The 17,830-nt window shown below is 71.3% G+C and carries 18 protein-coding genes and 1 pseudogene; 15 read left to right on the top strand and 4 right to left on the bottom strand.

The genetic code is table 11. The features are described from left to right. Nucleotides 1-30: 30 nt before the first annotated feature. Nucleotides 31-498 carry an RDD family protein gene (locus ABTX60_RS35345; RefSeq protein ID WP_352101111.1) on the bottom strand — a complete coding sequence of 156 codons (468 nt, stop codon included), beginning with the start codon at nucleotides 496-498 and terminating at the stop codon, nucleotides 31-33. A gap of 210 nt (nucleotides 499-708) precedes the next feature. Here ABTX60_RS35345 and glnA point away from each other — a divergent pair, with 210 nt between their 5' ends. Both glnA and ABTX60_RS35335 read left to right on the top strand, forming a co-directional pair. Then, nucleotides 709-2,118: a type I glutamate--ammonia ligase gene (gene glnA, locus ABTX60_RS35340; protein ID WP_352101110.1), complete on the top strand. Its 1,410-nt coding sequence runs from the start codon at nucleotides 709-711 to the stop codon at nucleotides 2,116-2,118. A gap of 110 nt (nucleotides 2,119-2,228) precedes the next feature. After that, nucleotides 2,229-2,495 carry an SCO2583/SCO2584 N-terminal domain-containing protein gene (locus ABTX60_RS35335; protein WP_352101109.1) on the top strand — a complete coding sequence of 89 codons (267 nt, stop codon included), beginning with the start codon at nucleotides 2,229-2,231 and terminating at the stop codon, nucleotides 2,493-2,495. Here ABTX60_RS35335 and ABTX60_RS35330 read toward each other — a convergent pair. Then, complete coding sequence (locus ABTX60_RS35330) at nucleotides 2,473-3,381, bottom strand: GNAT family N-acetyltransferase (protein ID WP_352101108.1); 909 nt, start codon at nucleotides 3,379-3,381, stop codon at nucleotides 2,473-2,475. The genes ABTX60_RS35335 and ABTX60_RS35330 overlap by 23 nt on opposite strands. A 68-nt stretch (nucleotides 3,382-3,449) precedes the next feature. On the opposite strand from ABTX60_RS35330, the gene ABTX60_RS35325 reads away from it, so the two are divergent. Further along, nucleotides 3,450-3,821, top strand: coding sequence for a cupin domain-containing protein (locus tag ABTX60_RS35325; RefSeq protein ID WP_352101107.1), 372 nt, complete (start codon nucleotides 3,450-3,452; stop codon nucleotides 3,819-3,821). Between the two features lie 115 nt (nucleotides 3,822-3,936). On the opposite strand, the gene ABTX60_RS35320 is transcribed toward ABTX60_RS35325, so the two are convergent. After that, the gene (locus tag ABTX60_RS35320) at nucleotides 3,937-5,160 is read right to left on the bottom strand and encodes an RNA-guided endonuclease InsQ/TnpB family protein (protein ID WP_352101106.1); all 1,224 of its coding nucleotides are present in this window, start codon (nucleotides 5,158-5,160) and stop codon (nucleotides 3,937-3,939) included. A gap of 280 nt (nucleotides 5,161-5,440) precedes the next feature. Here ABTX60_RS35320 and ABTX60_RS35315 point away from each other — a divergent pair, with 280 nt between their 5' ends. The 3 genes and pseudogenes from ABTX60_RS35315 to ABTX60_RS35305 form a co-directional block, all read left to right on the top strand. Further along, complete coding sequence (locus tag ABTX60_RS35315) at nucleotides 5,441-7,063, top strand: alpha/beta fold hydrolase (RefSeq protein ID WP_352101105.1); 1,623 nt, start codon at nucleotides 5,441-5,443, stop codon at nucleotides 7,061-7,063. Between the two features lie 75 nt (nucleotides 7,064-7,138). Beyond that, nucleotides 7,139-8,323: a winged helix DNA-binding domain-containing protein gene (locus ABTX60_RS35310; RefSeq protein ID WP_352101104.1), complete on the top strand. Its 1,185-nt coding sequence runs from the start codon at nucleotides 7,139-7,141 to the stop codon at nucleotides 8,321-8,323. A gap of 182 nt (nucleotides 8,324-8,505) precedes the next feature. Further along, a pseudogene (locus tag ABTX60_RS35305) lies at nucleotides 8,506-8,793 on the top strand (aldo/keto reductase); the annotation flags it as partial. A 79-nt stretch (nucleotides 8,794-8,872) separates the two neighbouring features. Here ABTX60_RS35305 and ABTX60_RS35300 read toward each other — a convergent pair. Then, nucleotides 8,873-9,187: a hypothetical protein gene (locus ABTX60_RS35300; RefSeq protein WP_352101145.1), complete on the bottom strand. Its 315-nt coding sequence runs from the start codon at nucleotides 9,185-9,187 to the stop codon at nucleotides 8,873-8,875. 219 nt (nucleotides 9,188-9,406) lie between these two features. On the opposite strand from ABTX60_RS35300, the gene ABTX60_RS35295 reads away from it, so the two are divergent. The 9 genes from ABTX60_RS35295 to ABTX60_RS35255 all read left to right on the top strand — a co-directional run bounded on the left by ABTX60_RS35295 (nucleotide 9,407) and on the right by ABTX60_RS35255 (nucleotide 17,814). Continuing rightward, on the top strand, nucleotides 9,407-9,766 hold the full coding sequence (locus ABTX60_RS35295) for an arsenate reductase family protein (RefSeq protein ID WP_352101103.1): 360 nt from the start codon (nucleotides 9,407-9,409) through the stop codon (nucleotides 9,764-9,766). A gap of 119 nt (nucleotides 9,767-9,885) precedes the next feature. Beyond that, nucleotides 9,886-10,575, top strand: coding sequence for an SCO2207 family protein (locus tag ABTX60_RS35290; protein ID WP_352101102.1), 690 nt, complete (start codon nucleotides 9,886-9,888; stop codon nucleotides 10,573-10,575). Nucleotides 10,576-10,927: 352 nt separating this feature from the next. Continuing rightward, on the top strand, nucleotides 10,928-11,959 hold the full coding sequence (glnII, locus tag ABTX60_RS35285; RefSeq protein WP_352101101.1) for a glutamine synthetase: 1,032 nt from the start codon (nucleotides 10,928-10,930) through the stop codon (nucleotides 11,957-11,959). A gap of 171 nt (nucleotides 11,960-12,130) precedes the next feature. Continuing rightward, nucleotides 12,131-12,253, top strand: a complete 123-nt coding sequence (locus ABTX60_RS35280) for a hypothetical protein (protein ID WP_344368936.1) — start codon at nucleotides 12,131-12,133, stop codon at nucleotides 12,251-12,253. A gap of 118 nt (nucleotides 12,254-12,371) precedes the next feature. Further along, on the top strand, nucleotides 12,372-12,962 hold the full coding sequence (locus ABTX60_RS35275) for a winged helix-turn-helix domain-containing protein (protein WP_352101100.1): 591 nt from the start codon (nucleotides 12,372-12,374) through the stop codon (nucleotides 12,960-12,962). Nucleotides 12,963-13,047: 85 nt separating this feature from the next. Next, nucleotides 13,048-14,058, top strand: coding sequence for an SDR family oxidoreductase (locus ABTX60_RS35270; protein ID WP_352101099.1), 1,011 nt, complete (start codon nucleotides 13,048-13,050; stop codon nucleotides 14,056-14,058). A 95-nt stretch (nucleotides 14,059-14,153) separates the two neighbouring features. After that, on the top strand, nucleotides 14,154-15,413 hold the full coding sequence (locus tag ABTX60_RS35265; RefSeq protein WP_352101098.1) for a sensor histidine kinase: 1,260 nt from the start codon (nucleotides 14,154-14,156) through the stop codon (nucleotides 15,411-15,413). Next, nucleotides 15,404-16,057, top strand: coding sequence for a LuxR C-terminal-related transcriptional regulator (locus ABTX60_RS35260; RefSeq protein ID WP_352101097.1), 654 nt, complete (start codon nucleotides 15,404-15,406; stop codon nucleotides 16,055-16,057). Before ABTX60_RS35265 ends, ABTX60_RS35260 begins: the two co-directional genes overlap by 10 nt. 203 nt (nucleotides 16,058-16,260) lie before the next feature. Continuing rightward, entirely contained in the window at nucleotides 16,261-17,814 is a 1,554-nt protein-coding gene (locus tag ABTX60_RS35255) for a DUF1996 domain-containing protein (protein WP_352101096.1), read from the top strand. The last annotated feature ends 16 nt before the right edge of the window (nucleotides 17,815-17,830 follow it).

The following is a 17,830-nucleotide window of genomic DNA, read 5'->3' as shown; positions in this document are numbered from 1 at the left end:
TCGTTCATGTCGGTCGGTTCGCGCTTCGGGTCAGATGCGGACCTCGACCGTGCCGGCCAGCCGGTCGTGCAGACCCCGGCCGTCGCGGTCCCAGATCAGCGCGGGGATCGCGAGGAAGAGCAGGACCGTGCGCAGGGCGGCGCGCCAGGGGCTGACCCGGCCGGTGTCCAGGGCGAGCACCCGCAGGCCGAGAAGGCGCTTGCCGGGGGTGAAGCCGAGCGTGCCGACCGTGAGGACCATCAGGGCGAACATGATGAGCGGCGCCCAGGTCTGGGCCGCCTCGTTGTAGCTCTGCGTGATGAGACCGTATGCGATCAGGAGACACAGGCCCCAGTCGACGGCCAGGGCGCCGAGCCGGCGGCCCGGGCGGGCGATCGAACCGGGTCCCTCCTCCGGCAGACCGAGCTGCTCGCCCCGGTATCCGAAGTCGACACCGGCCTCTTCCGCGGCCGCGCGGGGCCCGGAAAGCCACGATCCGAGTGCTTGCCTGTTGTCCACCCGTCCACGGTACTGCGCCCGTAAACGACCAGGGCACGGCGGGGTGTGTCCGGGCTACGGTGGAGGGTGAGCCGGTTAACTTGTGCGAAACAAATGAGTCACGCCCGAGAAACCACCCGTCCCTAGGGTCGAGGTCAGCGTGTGCCACCCGCACTGGCAGCACGAACGAACTACCACCCCGGCGGGACGGTCGGGAGTAGGAGGAGCTGGATGTTCCAGAACGCCGACGAGGCCAAGAAGTTCATCGCGGACGAGGACGTCAAGTTCATCGACGTCCGCTTCTGCGACCTGCCGGGCGTGATGCAGCACTTCACGATCCCTGCCGAGGCCTTCGACCCGGCCGAGGAGCTCGCCTTCGACGGCTCCTCGATCCGCGGCTTCCAGGCCATCCACGAGTCCGACATGGCCCTGCGCGCGGACCTGTCGACCGCCCGGGTCGACCCGTTCCGCCGCGACAAGACGGTCAACATCAACTTCTTCATCCACGACCCGATCACGGGTGAGCAGTACTCCCGTGACCCGCGCAACGTGGCGAAGAAGGCCGAGGCCTACCTCGCGTCGACCGGCATCGCGGACACCGCGTACTTCGGCCCCGAGGCCGAGTTCTACGTCTTCGACTCGGTCCGCTTCGCCACCTCGGCGAACGAGAGCTTCTACCACATCGACTCCGAGGCCGGCGCCTGGAACACCGGTGCGGTCGAGAACAACCGTGGTTACAAGGTCCGCTACAAGGGCGGCTACTTCCCGACCCCGCCGGTCGACCACTTCGCCGACCTGCGTGCCGAGATCTCCCTCCAGCTGGCCGCCTCCGGCCTCCAGGTCGAGCGCCAGCACCACGAGGTGGGCACCGCCGGCCAGGCGGAGATCAACTACAAGTTCAACACGCTGCTCGCCGCGGCCGACGACCTCCAGCTCTTCAAGTACATCGTGAAGAACGTGGCGTGGCAGAACGGCAAGACCGCGACCTTCATGCCGAAGCCGATCTTCGGTGACAACGGCTCGGGCATGCACGTCCACCAGTCGCTGTGGACCGGCGGCCAGCCGCTGTTCTACGACGAGGCCGGCTACGCGGGCCTGTCGGACACCGCCCGCTACTACATCGGCGGCATCCTCAAGCACGCCCCGTCGCTGCTGGCCTTCACCAACCCGACGGTGAACTCCTACCACCGTCTGGTCCCGGGCTTCGAGGCGCCGATCAACCTGGTGTACTCGCAGCGCAACCGCTCCGCGGCCATGCGTATCCCGATCACGGGCTCCAACCCGAAGGCCAAGCGCGTCGAGTTCCGCGCGCCCGACTCCTCCGGCAACCCGTACCTCGCCTTCTCGGCCCTCCTCCTCGCGGGCCTCGACGGCATCAAGAACAAGATCGAGCCGGCCGAGCCGATCGACAAGGACCTCTACGAGCTGGCTCCCGAGGAGCACGCGAGCGTCGCGCAGGTGCCGACCTCCCTCCCGGCCGTCCTCGACCGCCTGGAGGCCGACCACGAGTTCCTGCTCGCGGGCGACGTCTTCACGCCGGACCTGATCGAGACGTGGATCGACTACAAGCGCACGAACGAGATCGCGCCGCTGCAGCTGCGTCCGCACCCGCACGAGTTCGAGCTGTACTTCGACGTGTGATCGAGGCCTGATCGAGGCATGACCGCCCGCGCCCCCGCTGTCGTCACGACGGCGGGGGCGCGGGCGTGTGTTCTATTCTTGGGGGCAGGACCACACGGGGGTGGATGGGAATGCCCGAGCACGAACAGGACGACCAGGAGCGCGAGTTCGACCTGAGATGGGCGGACGGAGCCGAGCACAAGGAGCCCTCGGCCCGGGCCCGTATGCTCGCCGCGCGCTGGAAGCACGACCCGCCCGGTCCGATGCCGTTCCGTGCCGACCCCGAGCACGTCGGCTCCCGCCGCCGCTCCCCCTGGGTCTCGACCGCCGTGGTGCTGGGCTGCGTGGCGGCGGTGATCGTGCTGCTGGGGTACATCAACTTCCGGGCGCCCTACTAGGTCCGGACCGCCGGGACGAGCTCGCGTCACGGCGTCGGTCCCTGACCTCGGGGAGGGGCTCGAAGCCGGCCGCCCGGTAGGTGGCGACGGCGGCGGCGTTGGAGCTCGGGGTGCACACGAGCGCGCTCGACGAGCCCAGCTCACGCAGGGCGGCAGCCGCGGCGACGCTGATCGCCTTGCCGTGGCCCAGCCCGCGATGGTCCCGGTGCACGCCCATCGGCTCGAGCACCCCGGGCTTCCCCGGACCCGCCGACCACACGGTCACCGTCGCGACGGCGTCGTCCCGGCCGTCGTACGCGACCAGACACCGGGCGTCGGCGTACGGAACTCCGGCAGCCATCGCGTGCCAGTGGTCCTCCGTGAACGTGGACCTGCCGAACGACGCCCGCTGTACGGCGGCCCGCACGTACGCCTGCTCCGGCCCGATCACCTCGATCCGCACGCCCGGCTCCTCCACCGGCTCCGTCAGGTCGCGGCGCAGCGGCGTCCAGGGCGCGTCGATGCTCCAGCCCTCCTGGCACAGCAGCTCCTGGACCGTCGAGCCGACGGGCGCCTCGACGTACGCCTCGCCCTCCTTCAGCACGCCGCGCTCCGGCTCGGTCAGGTCCGCCACCAGATGCCGAGCCAGCTCCTCGTCCTGGCGGACGTCCGGTGCCGTCGTCAGCCGTAGCAGCTCGGGGCCGTCCAGCAGCCCGACGGCGAGGATCCGTCCGGCACGGCTCCAGGTCCGTACCGCCGCGGCCGTCGCCCCCGCGCCGAACCGCCAGAACCAGCCCACGTCTCCCGGGTGCAGTTGCATCGGCGCTCCGTCGTCCTGCCACTCCCGCAGCACGTCCACGGCCTCGCCCAAGCCGCCGATCCCTGGACTGCCCACCTCGATCGTCATGGCCCTGATGACACACCATCGCTGCGGCGGTAGGCACCTGGATTTGGCGGCTGTTAGCGTCCGGCCCCGTGGACGATCGTGTGTACGTGGGCAACGCCGGTGCGGACGCCGCGCTGGACCGGGGCTGGATTCTCGGGCATTTCAAGGACGCCGGGGATCCGCGGCACAGCGAGGACGTGGAGATCAAGTGGGGTGTTCATCCCCCGGGTGACGAGAGGGCGCAGTGGGTGCGGGGTGAGGCTCGTACCGCGCTGCTCGTGCTGATCAGCGGGCGGTTCCGGGTGGAGCTGCCGGGGCGCAGTGTGCTGCTGGAGCGGCAGGGCGACTACGTCGTGTGGGGGCGCGGCGTCGATCACTCGTGGGTGGCCGAGGAGGAGTCGGTCGTGCTGACGGTGCGGTGGCCGTCCGTGCCCGGTTACGCGGTGAGCGCCGACGGCTGACGGCTTTGCCGGTCCTGGGGGTGATCACGACCCCTTCATGGCAGGGCCCGGGTGCAGACTGGCGGTGGGACGAGTGCTTGAATCCTCCCCTCCCTGAAGGGAGGGGATTCCTGGCTCAGGCTGCCTCCGGGAGCAGCGCTCCCGGGGGTCTTCCGCCATCGGCACCAGCCGGGTTGAGACCAGCCCGGACGAGCATCACGCGTGCGGAGTTCTTGTCCCGTGGGGACACGGCACCGCACGCGGCGCAGGTGTAGGTGCGCTCACCCAGTGGCAGTGCATGCTTGGCTCTCGTCATGCAGCTGGCACAGTCCATCGTGGTGTGCGCGGGGTGGACCAGGCGGACATCCCGCCCGTGCTTGCGGCCCATCTCCAGCAGAGCGACCTTGGTAGCGCCGACGGCGGCGTCCCCGGCCTTGCGGGCCATGGTGGTCCTGGCGAGGAACTTCGGGCGGAAGTCCTCCACCGCGATGGCGTCGTGGTCACGGACCACCTTCTTGGCCCACTTACGGCCGGTGTCCTGGCGCTGTCGGGCGGTCTTCTTGTACGCCTTGGCCCGCAGCTTCTTCGCCTCGCGGTAGCCCTTCGACGCGGGCCGGCCCTTCTTCGGCCTGCGGCGGGCCATCATCCGGTCATAGCGGGTCAGCTTCCTGCTTGCCTTCCTGCCGTGTTCGGGGTGCGGCAGGTCGTGGGCGTCGGATGTGGTGGTCGCGGTCTGTTTCACGCCCCAGTCGACACCGAGCACCCGGCCGGTGGGCGGTAGCGGCTGGACCTCGGCGGGCACGACGAAGGAGCCGTACCAGTGGCCCAGGCTGTCCCGGTACACACGCACCGAGGACGGCTCCGCCGCAAGCTCCCGCGACCACACCACCCCCACCACGACCCCGCCCGCCAGATGCAACCGGCCGTCCTTCAGGCTGAATCCACGCTTGGTGTAGTTCAGGGTCGGCAGAGCCTCACGCTTCTTCTTGTGCGTGGGCATCCCCGCCCGGCGCGCCATGGGCAGGCGCTCTTTGATGTCCTTTTGGGCTCTTGCGCGGGACCGGCCGAAGTCGCGGATGACCTGCTGCTGGACAACCGAGGAGCCCTCCCGCAGCCACGCCGTCGTTCGCCGGGCCTCGGTCAGCATCCGATCGAGCTGCGCCGGGCCACACGTCTGCTTCTCCCCCGTCGCCCGGTTGTGCGCATGCACGGCCCTGGACTTGGCGACACACTCATTCCACAGCCACCGGCACCGGTCCCACTCCGCCACCAACATCAGGCGAGCGGCGGACGACACACGCAATCGGTAGGTGTAGCGGGCATGCCCGGCCGCCTCCGCAGCCGCCCCCACGTGCACCATCCCGCCCCCTTCCCGCAACGACAAGACATACCGAACCCTGCCAAGGACCATACGTACGATCGCCGCACACGCGTCCCCGATCCCGCAGCCACCACCCCGACCAGCGACAACCGGCACACAAGTTCGCATCACCACCGAAGCACCGAAGCACCGATCAGTGATCCAGGCGCTCCGCGCCCTGAACCGGATACGGCGACACCCCGCGTCACAGCACCCGGATGCGACTCCTCCCCGGCGTGAACGCCCTTCATCGGCCGGGGCCGCGTGAGTGAATGGCCACATGAGTGAGCTGATCCCTTTCCACCGCGTCGTCGGCGGCGAACGGCTCAGCGGGCTGGCCACCGGCGGTGGTCGGCCGGGCCGGGCGACGGTCGTCCTGCTGCACGGCGCGGGCAACGGCAGCAAGGAGCGAGTGGTGCCATGGCTGGCGGAGTTCGCCGCGCACGGCTGCCACGCCCTCGCCTTCGACTTCTCGGGGCACGGGGAGAGCACCGGCCTGCTGAGCGAGTTGAGCCTGCGCCGCCGTTTCGAGCAGGCCGTCTCCGTCATCGACGCCCGCGCGCGCGAGGGCGCGCCGCTGGTGCTGGTCGGGTTCAGCATGAGCGGTCAGACCGTGGCGGATCTCGTGCGGCACTATGGGGACCGGGTGGCGGCCCTGGGGCTGTGCGCGCCGGCGGTGTACGCGGGCGAGGCATGGGACGTGCCGTTCGGCGCGGGCGACGGGCCGTTCAGCGAGGTCATCCGCCGCCCCGGGAGCTGGCGCAACTCCCCCGCCCTGGATGTGCTGCGGGCGTACGAGGGGCGGGCCGTGCTGGTCGTGCCCGGCACGGACGAGGTCATCCCACCCGCCGTGACGGAGGTCCTCTCCGACGCGCTGGCCCGCCGCGCGCAGTTCACCCACCAGGTACTTCCCGAAGCGGGGCACCGCTTGGGCCTGTGGTTCCGTGATCATCCCGGCGACCGGAGCGCGTGCGCCACCGCCCTGCTGACCGGCCTCGGCGAGCAGGGCTGGACGGCGACCTGCGGGTGGGTGGCCAAGCAGCTTCCCGAAGGCCGTACCGTCGACAAGTCGTCTTTTCTGGTCGGCGGACGGAGTGCCCAGATGCGGCGGCTCACCCTCGACGATGGCACCGAACTGGCGCTGCGGACCTTCGTGAAGCCCTTCTTCCGGCGGCACGCGCCCGGCCTGCTGGTCCGCGAGGCGGAGACTCTCACGCTGCTGGCGGAGCAGGAGGGCGTACCGGCCCCCGAGCTGATCGCCGTCGACGCGACGGCCGGGCACTGCGACCATCCGTCCCTGCTGATGTCCGTCCTGCCCGGCCGGGTCCGGGTCGACGAGCAGGACCTCGATGCCCGGGTGGACCTGCTCGCGGCCCAGCTGGCGCGGATCCACCGGATCGTGCCCCGGGACCGTCCGCGGGCGTACCAGGCGTGGACCTCGCCGGAGGCGGTCCCACCGGGGTGGGACCGGGCCGTGGACGTCGTCCGCCGCACTCCCCCGCCCTACGACGGCTGCTTTCTGCACCGGGACTTCCACCCCGGGAACGTGCTGTTCACGGGCTCGGGGGCCGGTCTGCGGATCAGCGGGGTCGTCGACTGGGTGGAGACCTCGTGGGGACCGGCCGACCTGGACGTCGCCCACTGTTCGACGGCACTCGCGCTGCTGCACGGGCCGGAGTGGGGCCTCGCCTTCCGGGAGCGCTACGAGGCGCAGGGCGGACGGCGCCTGGCCGACGGCCCGGACCATCTGTACTGGCGGCTGCTCGACGCGCTGGCCTACGTACCCGACGCGGCGAAGCTCGCCGGGCCGTGGCGGGAGCTGGGGCGGTCCGATCTGACACCGGAGGTGCTGGGCGGGCGGCTGAAGGCGTATGTGACGGGGCTGCTGAAGCGGTATGCCTGAGGTGTTCGGCGGGTGATGTCAGTGGCGTCCGCGATGATGCCGTCGGGCCGAGGGACGCGACGAGTGGAGGCCGTCATGGGTGCGCAGCGGTACATCGGTGTGGCGGAGCGGCGGGCCCGGCTCGCGCTGCGGCAGCGGCTGGCCGGGCGGGCACGGGCGGGGACGCCCGAGGAGGTCGCCGGCTCGCTCGTCGCGCTGCACGGCACCGACCCGGCGACGGTGTACCTGGCCGTGGGCGCGCGGCTCGCCGACCCCGCGAGGACGGTGGAGGAGACCGAGCGGGCCCTGTACGTGGACCGTCGTCTGGTGCGGATGCACGGCATGCGGCACACCGTGTTCGTGTTCCCCCGCGAGCTGACCGCCGTCGTGCACGCCTCTACGGGGCTGGCCGTCGCCGCCCGGGAGAGGGCCTCGCTGCTCAAGCACATGGCGACGGCCGGTGCGCCGGACGCGGCCTGGCTGAGGGAGGTCGAGGTGTCGACGCTGGCGGCACTCGCCCGGCGCGGGCAGGCGACGGCCGCCGAACTCGCCGAGGACGAACCGCGCCTGCGGGAGCAGTTCGTATACGCGGCCGGGAAGAGCTACGAGGGGCTGCACACGGTTTCGACGCGGCTGCTGAGGGTGCTGGGTGTGGAGGGGAAGGTCGTCCGCGGCCGGCCGCTCGGCTCCTGGACGTCGAGCCGGTTCCGCTGGGCGGTCGCGCCCGAGCATCCCGAACTGGACACGGCCGGGGCGCAGGTCGAGCTGCTGAGGCGGTGGCTCGCCGCGTGCGGCCCGGCGACCGAGACCGACCTGAAGTGGTGGACGGGGTGGCGTGTGACGGAGGTCCGCGGGGCCCTGGCCGCGATCGGGGCGGAGGCGGTGTCGCTGGACGAGGGCACGGGGTACGTGACCGAGGGCGACGCCGACCCGGTCGCCGGGCCCGAGGAGCCCTGGGCCGCGCTGCTGCCGGGCCTCGATCCGACGGCGATGGGGTGGCGGGAGCGCGACTGGTACCTGGCGCCGGAGCTGCGGCCCCGGCTGTTCGACGGCAGCGGCAACGTCGGACCGACGGTGTGGTGGAACGGGCGGGTGGTCGGCGGCTGGGCTCAGCGGCCGGACGGTGAGATCGTCCGGCGGATCCTCGACGAGGAGGGCGTCGGCCGGGACGCCCTCGCGGCGATCGAGTCGGAGGCGGAGCGGCTGAGCGGGTGGCTGGGCCCGGCCAGGATCACGCCGCGCTTCCGCACGCCGCTGGAGAAGGAACTGACGGCGGGCTGAGACCGGCGCCTCTCGCCGAGGCGGTGGGGGACGGCGGGCCGCGGCCCTGCGCCCGGGGTTTCGAAACGAGGACGCACCTCACGCGTGCCGAGGCGGTGGAGGAACGTCGAGCCGGCCCCTGAGCCGAGAGCTCGGGCACGCTCTCGGCGTGCCGGGCGGCGGGGCGGGCAGGGTTCGCTGTCACCCCCTGGCTCTACGACGTCGTCGACGCAGTGGAGAAGATCGCCGAGGAGACGGGCAGGGCGGTACCGCAGATCGCCCTGAACTGGCTGCTGCGGCGACCGACCGTGTCCTCCGCCCTCATCGGCGCACGGGACGAGCGGCAGCTGCGCCAGAACCTCGGCGCCGTCGGCTGGAGCCTCACCCCCGACCAGGCGGCCAGGCTCGACGCGGCGAGCCACCGCCCGGCGCCGTGCCCCTACTTCCCCTACGAGCGCCAGAAGGGTTTCGCCCGTCTGAACCCGCCGGTGTGCACGGCACCCGGCCGGCGGCATGAACGAGCGCCGGGCGCCCCGTCGTCGGGGTGCCCGGCGCTCGGACCGGAGCGGGTCAGCGGGCGTACCGCATGAAGGCCCGCACCATGTGGCACGTCGTGTCCGACGGCGGGTGGACGCCAATCAGCTCCGCCGTGTCGCGGATCGTCTCGTTGCGGGCCTGGTTCGGCATGTGGACGCCCGAGTCGAGCAGGGCGATGGCCAGGCGCATCGCCTTGAGACGGCGGTTGTGCGTCACGTACCACTGGCGCGGCCGGCCCGGCGGCAGCGGCCGCTTCTCCACGGGCGCGTGCGGCAGGTCGAGCGGAACGGGACGCTTCGCGGTGGACTGGGTGGGCAGCGGCTTCGACTTCAGGGCGGCAGCGGGCACAGGCATCCTCCTGTCGCGGTCGGGCGGCTCACCGAAGACGTCGGCATCCCCGGCGCCACCCTCGAACACTGCTTACAGTCTACCGCCCGGCACTGACAACGGGGAGCCCGCAGAGACCGCCAAATGCCCTGGTGAGCGGGGGAATTGGCACCGTGTCACAACAGGGGCGCGAGGGGCGCCAGGAATTCGAACAAGCCGGTCGGCGCGTACCGTGTGCGCATGGAGATCTGGATCAATCCCGCGTGTTCGAAGTGCCGCAGCGCCCTGACGCTGCTCGACGCCGAGGGCGCCGACTACACCGTCCGCCGCTACCTCGAGGACGTGCCGAGCGAGGACGAGATCCGGGGCGTGCTCGAGCGCCTCGGTCTCGAACCCTGGGACATCACCCGCACCCAGGAGGCCGATGCCAAGGAACTCGGACTCGAGGAGTGGCCGCGGGACGCCGCTGCGCGCGACCGCTGGATCACCGCCCTCGCCGAACACCCCAAGCTGATCCAGCGCCCCATCATCACCGCGGACGACGGAACGGCGGTGGTCGGCCGCACCGACGAGGCCGTCCGGGACGCCCTGTCGCGTTGACCGGCCGCCACACCCCGTGTGGCGCAGGTCACTTGAGTGACTCCTGAAACCGCTGAGTAACCTCGTTCGGTATCTCGTACATAGCGGCGTACGCTCCCCTACCTCTTCAGGAGGCGCGCATGTCGCGCAGGAGAACTCTCGGTACGAAGAAGAAGATCGCGCTGCTGGTGAGCGCGGCGACGGTGGCGGGAGGCGGGGCCTTCGTCATGGCCGGCACGTCGAACGCAACGCCGCCGACCCCCAAGTCGGCGTCGGAGTCGACGGCCTGTCTGGGTCTCGCCACCGCCCTCGGCAACAACCAGAAGTTCATCGCGGACCAGCGGGCCAAGCCGGACGCGCAGTCCGAGGCGCGGATCGCCAACCGCGAGGCGGTCGTCGCGGAGATCAAGCGGAAGCAGGAGGCGTCGGGGTGCGCCGTCGGGGAGTCGGCTCAGGACTCCCAGACCGCGCAGCCGTCGCAGCCCGCCGACGCGGCCCAGCCGCCCGCGGCCTCGGCCCAGCCGTCGCAGCCCGCCGAGTCCGCCCCCGCGGGAGACACCGGGGGCGGTGCCGCCGCCTCCGGGCAGCAGGTGTGCAACGGCTCCACGGTGACGCTCTCCGGCGAGGGCGGTGCGCCCGCCGCGTCCAGCAACCAGTTCCCGGCCGGCACGAAGCTGAAGGTCACCAACCTGGACAACAACAAGTCCACGACGGTGGAGGTCACTTCGGTCTCCGGCAGCTGTGCGCTGCTCAACAACGCGGCCTTCGAACAGGTCCGTGAGCCCGGCAAGTTCCTGATCCGCCGGGCCCTGATCGAGAAGGTGGGGTGAGGCCCCACGGCCGAGTGAGTCGATGAGGCGGCGGCCACCCCCTCGGCCGCCCCTCGTACGTGTCACCGGTCCTGCCGCCCCCGGCCAGGGGCGGCAGGACCGGCGCGTGCGGGCCGTGCTGCGCGGGGTCACCGGCTTGACGGAGGGGAGCCGGTGACCTGCGCCGCACCCGCGAAACGCCCTCACGGCGTGAAGTGCGGCACAGTATGGCCGGGTAACACGGGGTTCACATGCGAGCAATGGCCGGGAAATCGCCTGTTGTCAGGCTGCCGGGCAGCAGACGCGGCGCACCGGTGCCGCTGCGCCGCACGCACCCGCGATACGCGCCCAGACACACCCGAGGATGTGGCCCGTGACCTTCAAGGCTGAGTACATCTGGATCGACGGCACCGAGCCGACGGCCAAACTGCGTTCCAAGACCAAGATCATCGCGGGTTCTCCCGCCGGTCTCGACGCGCTGCCGATCTGGGGCTTCGACGGGTCGTCGACCAACCAGGCCGAGGGCCACTCCTCGGACTGTGTCCTCAAGCCGGTCTTCAGCTGCCCGGACCCGATCCGCGGCGGCGACGACATCCTGGTGCTGTGCGAGGTCCTGAACATCGACCTCACCCCGCACGCCAGCAACACCCGTGCGGCGCTGGCCGACGTCGCGGAGAAGTTCGCGGCGCAGGAGCCGATCTTCGGCATCGAGCAGGAGTACACGTTCTTCAAGGACGGTTACCCGCTCGGCTTCCCCAAGGGCGGCTTCCCGGCCCCGCAGGGCGGCTACTACTGCGGTGTCGGCGCGGACGAGATCTTCGGCCGTGACGTCGTCGAGGCGCACCTGGACAACTGCCTGAAGGCCGGTCTCGCGATCTCCGGCATCAACGCCGAGGTCATGCCCGGCCAGTGGGAGTTCCAGGTCGGTCCGGTCTCCCCGCTGGAGGTCTCCGACCACCTGTGGGTGGCCCGCTGGCTGCTCTACCGCACCGCCGAGGACTTCGACATCGCCGCCACCCTCGACCCCAAGCCGGTCAAGGGCGACTGGAACGGCGCCGGTGCGCACACCAACTTCTCCACCAAGGCGATGCGCGAGGGCTACGACGCGATCATCACCGCTGCCGAGTCGCTCGGCGAGGGCTCCAAGCCGCTCGACCACGTCAAGAACTACGGCGCCGGCATCGACGACCGCCTCACCGGCCTGCACGAGACCGCCCCGTGGAACGAGTACTCCTACGGTGTCTCCAACCGCGGCGCCTCGGTCCGTATCCCCTGGCAGGTCGAGAAGGACGGCAAGGGTTACATCGAGGACCGCCGTCCGAACGCCAACGTCGACCCGTACGTGGTGACGCGTCTGCTCGTCGACACCTGCTGCTCGGCGCTGGAGAAGGCCGGTCAGGTCTGACCCGGCCCGTTGTTTCGCGCAGGGGCGCTCGCCGTTCGCGGTGGGCGCCCCCGTTCGTCTGCCGCGGCGTCGTGGCTTTTCGCGCAGTTCCCCGCGCCCCTGACGGGGCGTTGTTGTCCGAACAGTGAGAGGAGGGTCCCGGTGGGCGATCGGCTCTGCTTCAATGGGGTCATGGCCAGCTACCAGAAGTGCATCGCGACGGGTCGTCATGACCTCGAGCCCTTCTGGCCGTCCCGCCAGGACCACGACTTCGACCGGGTGTGTTGCCGCGCGACGAACGCGCCGGCCCTCTAAAGCCGTACACCCCGGCCTTCGGCCAGCGCGCACCGCGTACGTCCCTCGGCGAGCCCGACCACGAATCGCGGCCGTCGACCCTCCCGACGAACTCCTCGCGCGAAAGAGCTGACCTCTCATGGCGACCACTCGTTCCCTGTCCACCGCCGCCCCTCTCACCACCCCCGCGCCGCACGGCCCCCGGCACCGGCTGCGTGCCGTCGACCGGGACGAGGTGGTCACGGTCGCGGACCTGCTGCCGCCGGGTGCCACCTGGCTGCCGGCACCGCAGCACACCCTGCCCACGCTGCCGGGGCAGCCGCCGATGATCGGCTACCTGGTGCTCGTCCCGGCCGACCAGCAGCCGCCGTTCCCGGTGGCGGTGCCCGACCTGCCGCAGGCCGCCGGCCCGGAGCCCGTCGCCGAGCCGGCCGGCGAGCCGGTCATCCGGGTCGACACCGTGCAGCGCACCGCCCGGGTGGCCGGGCAGCCGCTCGACCTCACCTACCTGGAGTTCGAGCTGCTGGCACACCTGGTGGCGCACCCGGGCCGGGTGCACACCCGCGACCAGCTGGTCGGCACGGTGTGGGGCTACGGACACGTCGGCGACGGCCGCACGGTCGACGTCCACATCGCGCGACTGCGCCGCAAGCTGGGCGTGGAGCACCGCGACACGATCCGCACGGTGCGCCGCGTGGGCTACAAGTACGTGCCCCCGACGGGACACTGACGCCCGCGGACGGCCTGGGCGCTCCGTCTCTGCCGACAGCAGATCCCCGTTCCGTGCCCTCGCCCGACCGGGCAGAGTCACCGGCATGAGACTTCTGATGCTGGGCGGTACGGAGTTCGTGGGACGGGCCGTCGTGGAGGCGGCGCTGGGGCGGGGCTGGGAGGTGACCGTCTTCCACCGGGGCCGGCACGCGGCCCCGCCGGGTGTCCGGTCCCTGCTCGGTGACCGCACCGCGCCCGGCGGTCTGGCCGCCCTGGCCGACGACCCGGGCGAGTGGGACGTCGTCGTGGACACCTGGTCGGCGGCGCCCCGGGCGGTGCTGGACACGGCGCGGCTGCTGCGGGGCCGCGCCGGCCGGTACGTGTACGTGTCGAGCTGCTCGGTGTACGCGTGGGCCCCGCCCGCCGGGTACGACGAGGACGCGCCCCTGGTGGAGGGGGCGTCGGCCGACGCGGAGCAGACCGACTACGCCCGGGACAAGAGGGGCGGCGAGCTGGCCGCCGTCGAGTCCTTCGGCGCGGACCGCTCGCTGCTCGTCCGGGCCGGGCTGCTCCTCGGCCGGTACGAGAACGTCGGCCGTCTCCCGTGGTGGCTGACCCGGACGGCCCTGGGCGGCCCGGTCCTGGCGCCGGGGCCGCGGGACCTCCCCCTGCAGTACGTCGACGTCCGGGACCTGTCGGAGTGGATCCTCGGCACGGTGGAGCAGGAGCTGAGCGGGCCGTACAACCTGATGAGCCCGCAGGGGCACGCCACGATGGGGACGTTCCTCGAGGCGTGCGCGCGGGTCACGGGCGGTACGGCCGAACTCCGCTGGACCGAGCCGCAGGTGATCCTGGAGGCGGGCATCGAGCCGTGGACGGAGTTGCCGGTGTGGGTGCCGCCGGGCAGCGACCTGCACGACGCCCTGCACGGCGCGGACGTCTCCCGGGCGGTCGGGACCGGCCTGGTCTGCCGGCCCGTCGAGGAGACGGTGGCCGACACCTGGAACTGGCTGTGCGGCATCGGCGGTGTCGCGCCCCAGCGCCCCGACCGGACCCGCAAGGGCCTCGACCCGGAGGTGGAGGCGAAGGTGCTCGCGGCCGGAACCGGCGGCTGAACACCGGGCGTTCGCCCTCAGGTGTACGTAGCACCCCCCCCGGACCGGGTGCCCGGCCCCGTGACCGGCCACGTCCGCTCGGCGAGACTGACGCCATGACCACGGACACGAAGAACGGCACCGGGCGGACGACAGGGCGGGGCATCGGGCTCGCCGCGGTGCGGGGGCTCGCGCTGGCCCTCGTCTCCCTGCCGGGGGCGGTGCTGTGCTTCTGCCTGTCCCTGGTCTCGATCGCGCTCATCCCGATCGGGGTCGGGATCGTCACCACTCCGTACGTGCTGACGGGGGTACGGGCGTTCGCGAACGCGCGGCGGGTGCTCGCGGCGGAGTGGGGCGGGGTGCGGATCCCCCCGGCGTACCGGCCGCTGCCGGAGAACGCCAACCCCTGGGCGCGCACCTTCGGGATGCTGCGCGATCCGGCGACCTGGCGGGACCTGCTGTGGCTGCCGGTCGACATGACCGCGGGGTTCGTGACGGCGCTGCTGCCGGCGGTGCTGCTGCTCTATCCGCTGGAGGGGTTCGCGCTCGCGCTCGGGCTGTGGCGGGTCTTCCCCGACGGCTACTGGTACGGATTCGTGCCGGTCACCGGGCAGGCGTCCGCGTTCGGTGCGGCGGCCCTGGGGCTGGTGCTGCTGTTCCTCGCACACTTCTGGACCCCCCGTCTGCTGGGCGTCCACTTCCGGCTCACCAGGGCCGTGCTCGGCGGCAGCCAGGGGCAACTGGCCGAGCGGGTGCGGGTGCTGACCGAGACGCGGCGCGACGCCGTCGACGCCTCCGCGGCCGAACTGCGGCGCATCGAGCGGGACCTGCACGACGGGGCGCAGGCCCGGCTGGTCGCCGTCGGCATGGACCTGGGCACCATCGAGGCGCTCCTCGACAAGGACCCGGACCAGGCGAAGAAGCTGATCGCGCAGGCCCGCGCCTCCTCGGTCGAGGCCCTGACCGAGCTGCGCGAGCTGGTGCGCGGCATCCATCCGCCGGTCCTCGCCGAACGCGGCCTGGGCGACGCCGTGCGGGCGCTGGCGCTGCGGCTGCCGGTGGCCACCGAGGTGAGCGTGGATCTGCCCCGGCGGGCCGAGGCGCCCGTGGAGTCGGCCGCGTACTTCGCCGTGAGCGAGGTGCTCACCAACGCCGTGAAGCACTCGGGCGCCGACCGGATCTGGGTCGACCTGCACCGGGCGGACGGCATGCTGCGGGCGACCGTCACGGACAACGGCAGGGGCGGTGCGGTGATCGGGGCCGGTTCGGGGCTGGCCGGGGTCGAGCGGCGGCTCGGTACATTCGACGGCGTCCTGGCCGTCAGCAGTCCCGCGGGCGGCCCCACCATGGTCACCGTGGAGATCCCTTGCGCGTAGTCCTGGCCGAAGACCTCTTCCTGCTGCGCGACGGACTCGTCCGGCTGCTGCGGGCGCACGGCTTCGAGATCGCGGCGGCCGTCGAGACCGGGCCCGAACTGGCCGCCGCGCTGGCCGAACTGGACCCGGACGTCGCCGTCGTCGACGTGCGCCTGCCGCCCACGCAGACCGACGAGGGCCTGCAGTGCGCGCTCGACGCCCGCAGGAAGCGGCCCGGTCTGCCGGTGCTGGTGCTCTCCCAGCACGTGGAGCAGCTGTACGCGCGCGAGCTGCTCGCCGACGGCACCGGCGGGGTCGGCTACCTGCTGAAGGACCGGGTGTTCGACGCCGAGCAGTTCGTGGACGCGGTACGGCGGGTCGCCGCCGGCGGTACGGCGATGGACCCGCAGGTCATCCAGCAGCTGCTGGCGCGCCGGTCGGGCGACGACCGGCCGCTGGCGCGGCTGACGCCCCGGGAGCGGGAGGTGCTGGAGCTGATGGCGCAGGGCCGGTCCAACGCGGCGATCGCCGGGAAACTGGTCGTGACGGAACGGGCGATCGCCAAGCACACCGCCAACATCTTCGCCAAACTGGGGCTGGAGGTCTCGGACGACGACAACCGCCGCGTGCTGGCGGTTCTGGCGTATCTCGACCACGGCCGGTGAAACCGGACCAGCGCGTTCACCCCCGGTGGGTGATCGACAACTGCCGGTGCGTGAGGGGACGTTGAGGACACAGAGTCCTCACGAATCTCGCATCAATTTCCGGGACCTCTGAACACCTGTGGGACGCCCTCCGTATGGAAGGGAGCCGCTTCACTCCTGTCGGGCGCCTCGATGCCCCCGAAAAAGGAAGTCAGAGGAGTTCCATGGGACGCAACACAAGAAAACGCCGTACGCCGCTGGCCACCAAGGCCATTGCCGCATCGGCGGCCCTAGCGCTCGGTGGGGGCGGGCTGATCTGGGCAAACTTCTACGCCTCGGCGCACGAGGAGAACTCGGCGAACCAGACGAAGTCCGCGGGCGCACAGATCGCCACGATCCAGTGCCCGGACGTAGGACAGAAGCTGACCGATGTGCCGGACGGCGCTCGCCAAGGGGTGGACAAGGAGCTGGCCAACCTCGACAAGCAGATCAGCGAGGCCTACACCCGTCTCGCCTCCACGCGTCAGGCCCAGGCCGGTGACGCGAGCTTCGTCGACAACGCCATCCTCGGCCCGCTGAAGTCGAAGCGTGTCGCGGTCATCGACCGGATCGGCATCAACATCCGGCGGGTGGGCGGGCAGGCCCCGGGCAACCTCGAGCAGCTGGCCTCGTGCCAGGGCATGGCAGCCGAGGCCAACACCAACGACGGCCAGGCCGGCGGTGGCCAGAACAACGACGGCCAGAACAATGACGGCCAGAACAACGACGGCGGTCAGAACGACGGCGGTCAGGACCAGGGCCAGGACAACGGCGGCCAGGACAACGGGCAGGGCGGCAACGGCGGGCAGGCCGACAACGGCCCGGTGGCGGACGACTTCATCAACATCCAGGACGTCCAGCCCAACTCCCGCAACCTGCCGAACGGCCTCGCCGCGAACGGCGATGGCGGTTCCACGGGCACGTTCACCACGAACTGCGGCACCAACGAGAACGAGAACCGCAACTCGGACAACGTGATCGTGGCGCCGGGTGTCTCCAACGGTGCGCAGCACCAGCACGACTACGTCGGCAACCAGAGCAACGACGCCTTCGCGAGCGACGAGGACCTGGCGAACGCCCAGACCACCTGCCAGAACCAGGGCGACAAGTCCTCGTACTTCTGGCCGGTCCTGCGGATCCAGGACGGTTCGGACGACATCGACGCGGGTCAGCCCGGCGGTGGCCAGGACGGCAACGTCGGCAAGATCGTCGAGCCGGCCGAGGCCCAGCTGAAGTTCGTCGGCAACCGCACCAGCGACGTCGTCGCGATGCCGAAGGCCCTGCGCATCATCACCGGTGACGCCAAGTCCCTCACCAACGGCCTGAACAACGCCAACACCTCCTGGAGCTGCACCGGCTTCGAGGACCGTCAGGTGACGGACAAGTACCCGCTCTGCCCCGAGGGCAGCTCCGTGGTGCGGACGTCCAACTTCCAGAGCTGCTGGGACGGCCAGAACATCGACAGCGCCAACCACCGCACCCACGTCGACTTCGTCGAGGCGGACGGCAGCTGCTCGAACGGCTTCAAGGCCATCCCCCAGCTCCAGGTCCGACTGGTCTACGACGTACAGGCGCCGCAGATCGACAACGGCCAGGTGCAGAACGCCTTCGCGGTGGACTCCTTCCCGGAGCAGCTGCACAAGGCGATCACCGACCACAACGACTTCATCAACTTCTTCGACGAGAACGTGATGAACAAGATGGTCCAGTGCATCAACGACGGCCAGGACTGCCAGTAGTCCTGAACCGGTAGCG

The organism is Streptomyces sp. NPDC126510, assembly GCF_040302345.1.
In the GTDB taxonomy this organism is placed as follows: domain Bacteria; phylum Actinomycetota; class Actinomycetes; order Streptomycetales; family Streptomycetaceae; genus Streptomyces.
The sequence above is the reverse complement of the archived record's forward strand: the minus strand, read 5'-3'. Positions and strand labels throughout refer to the sequence as shown.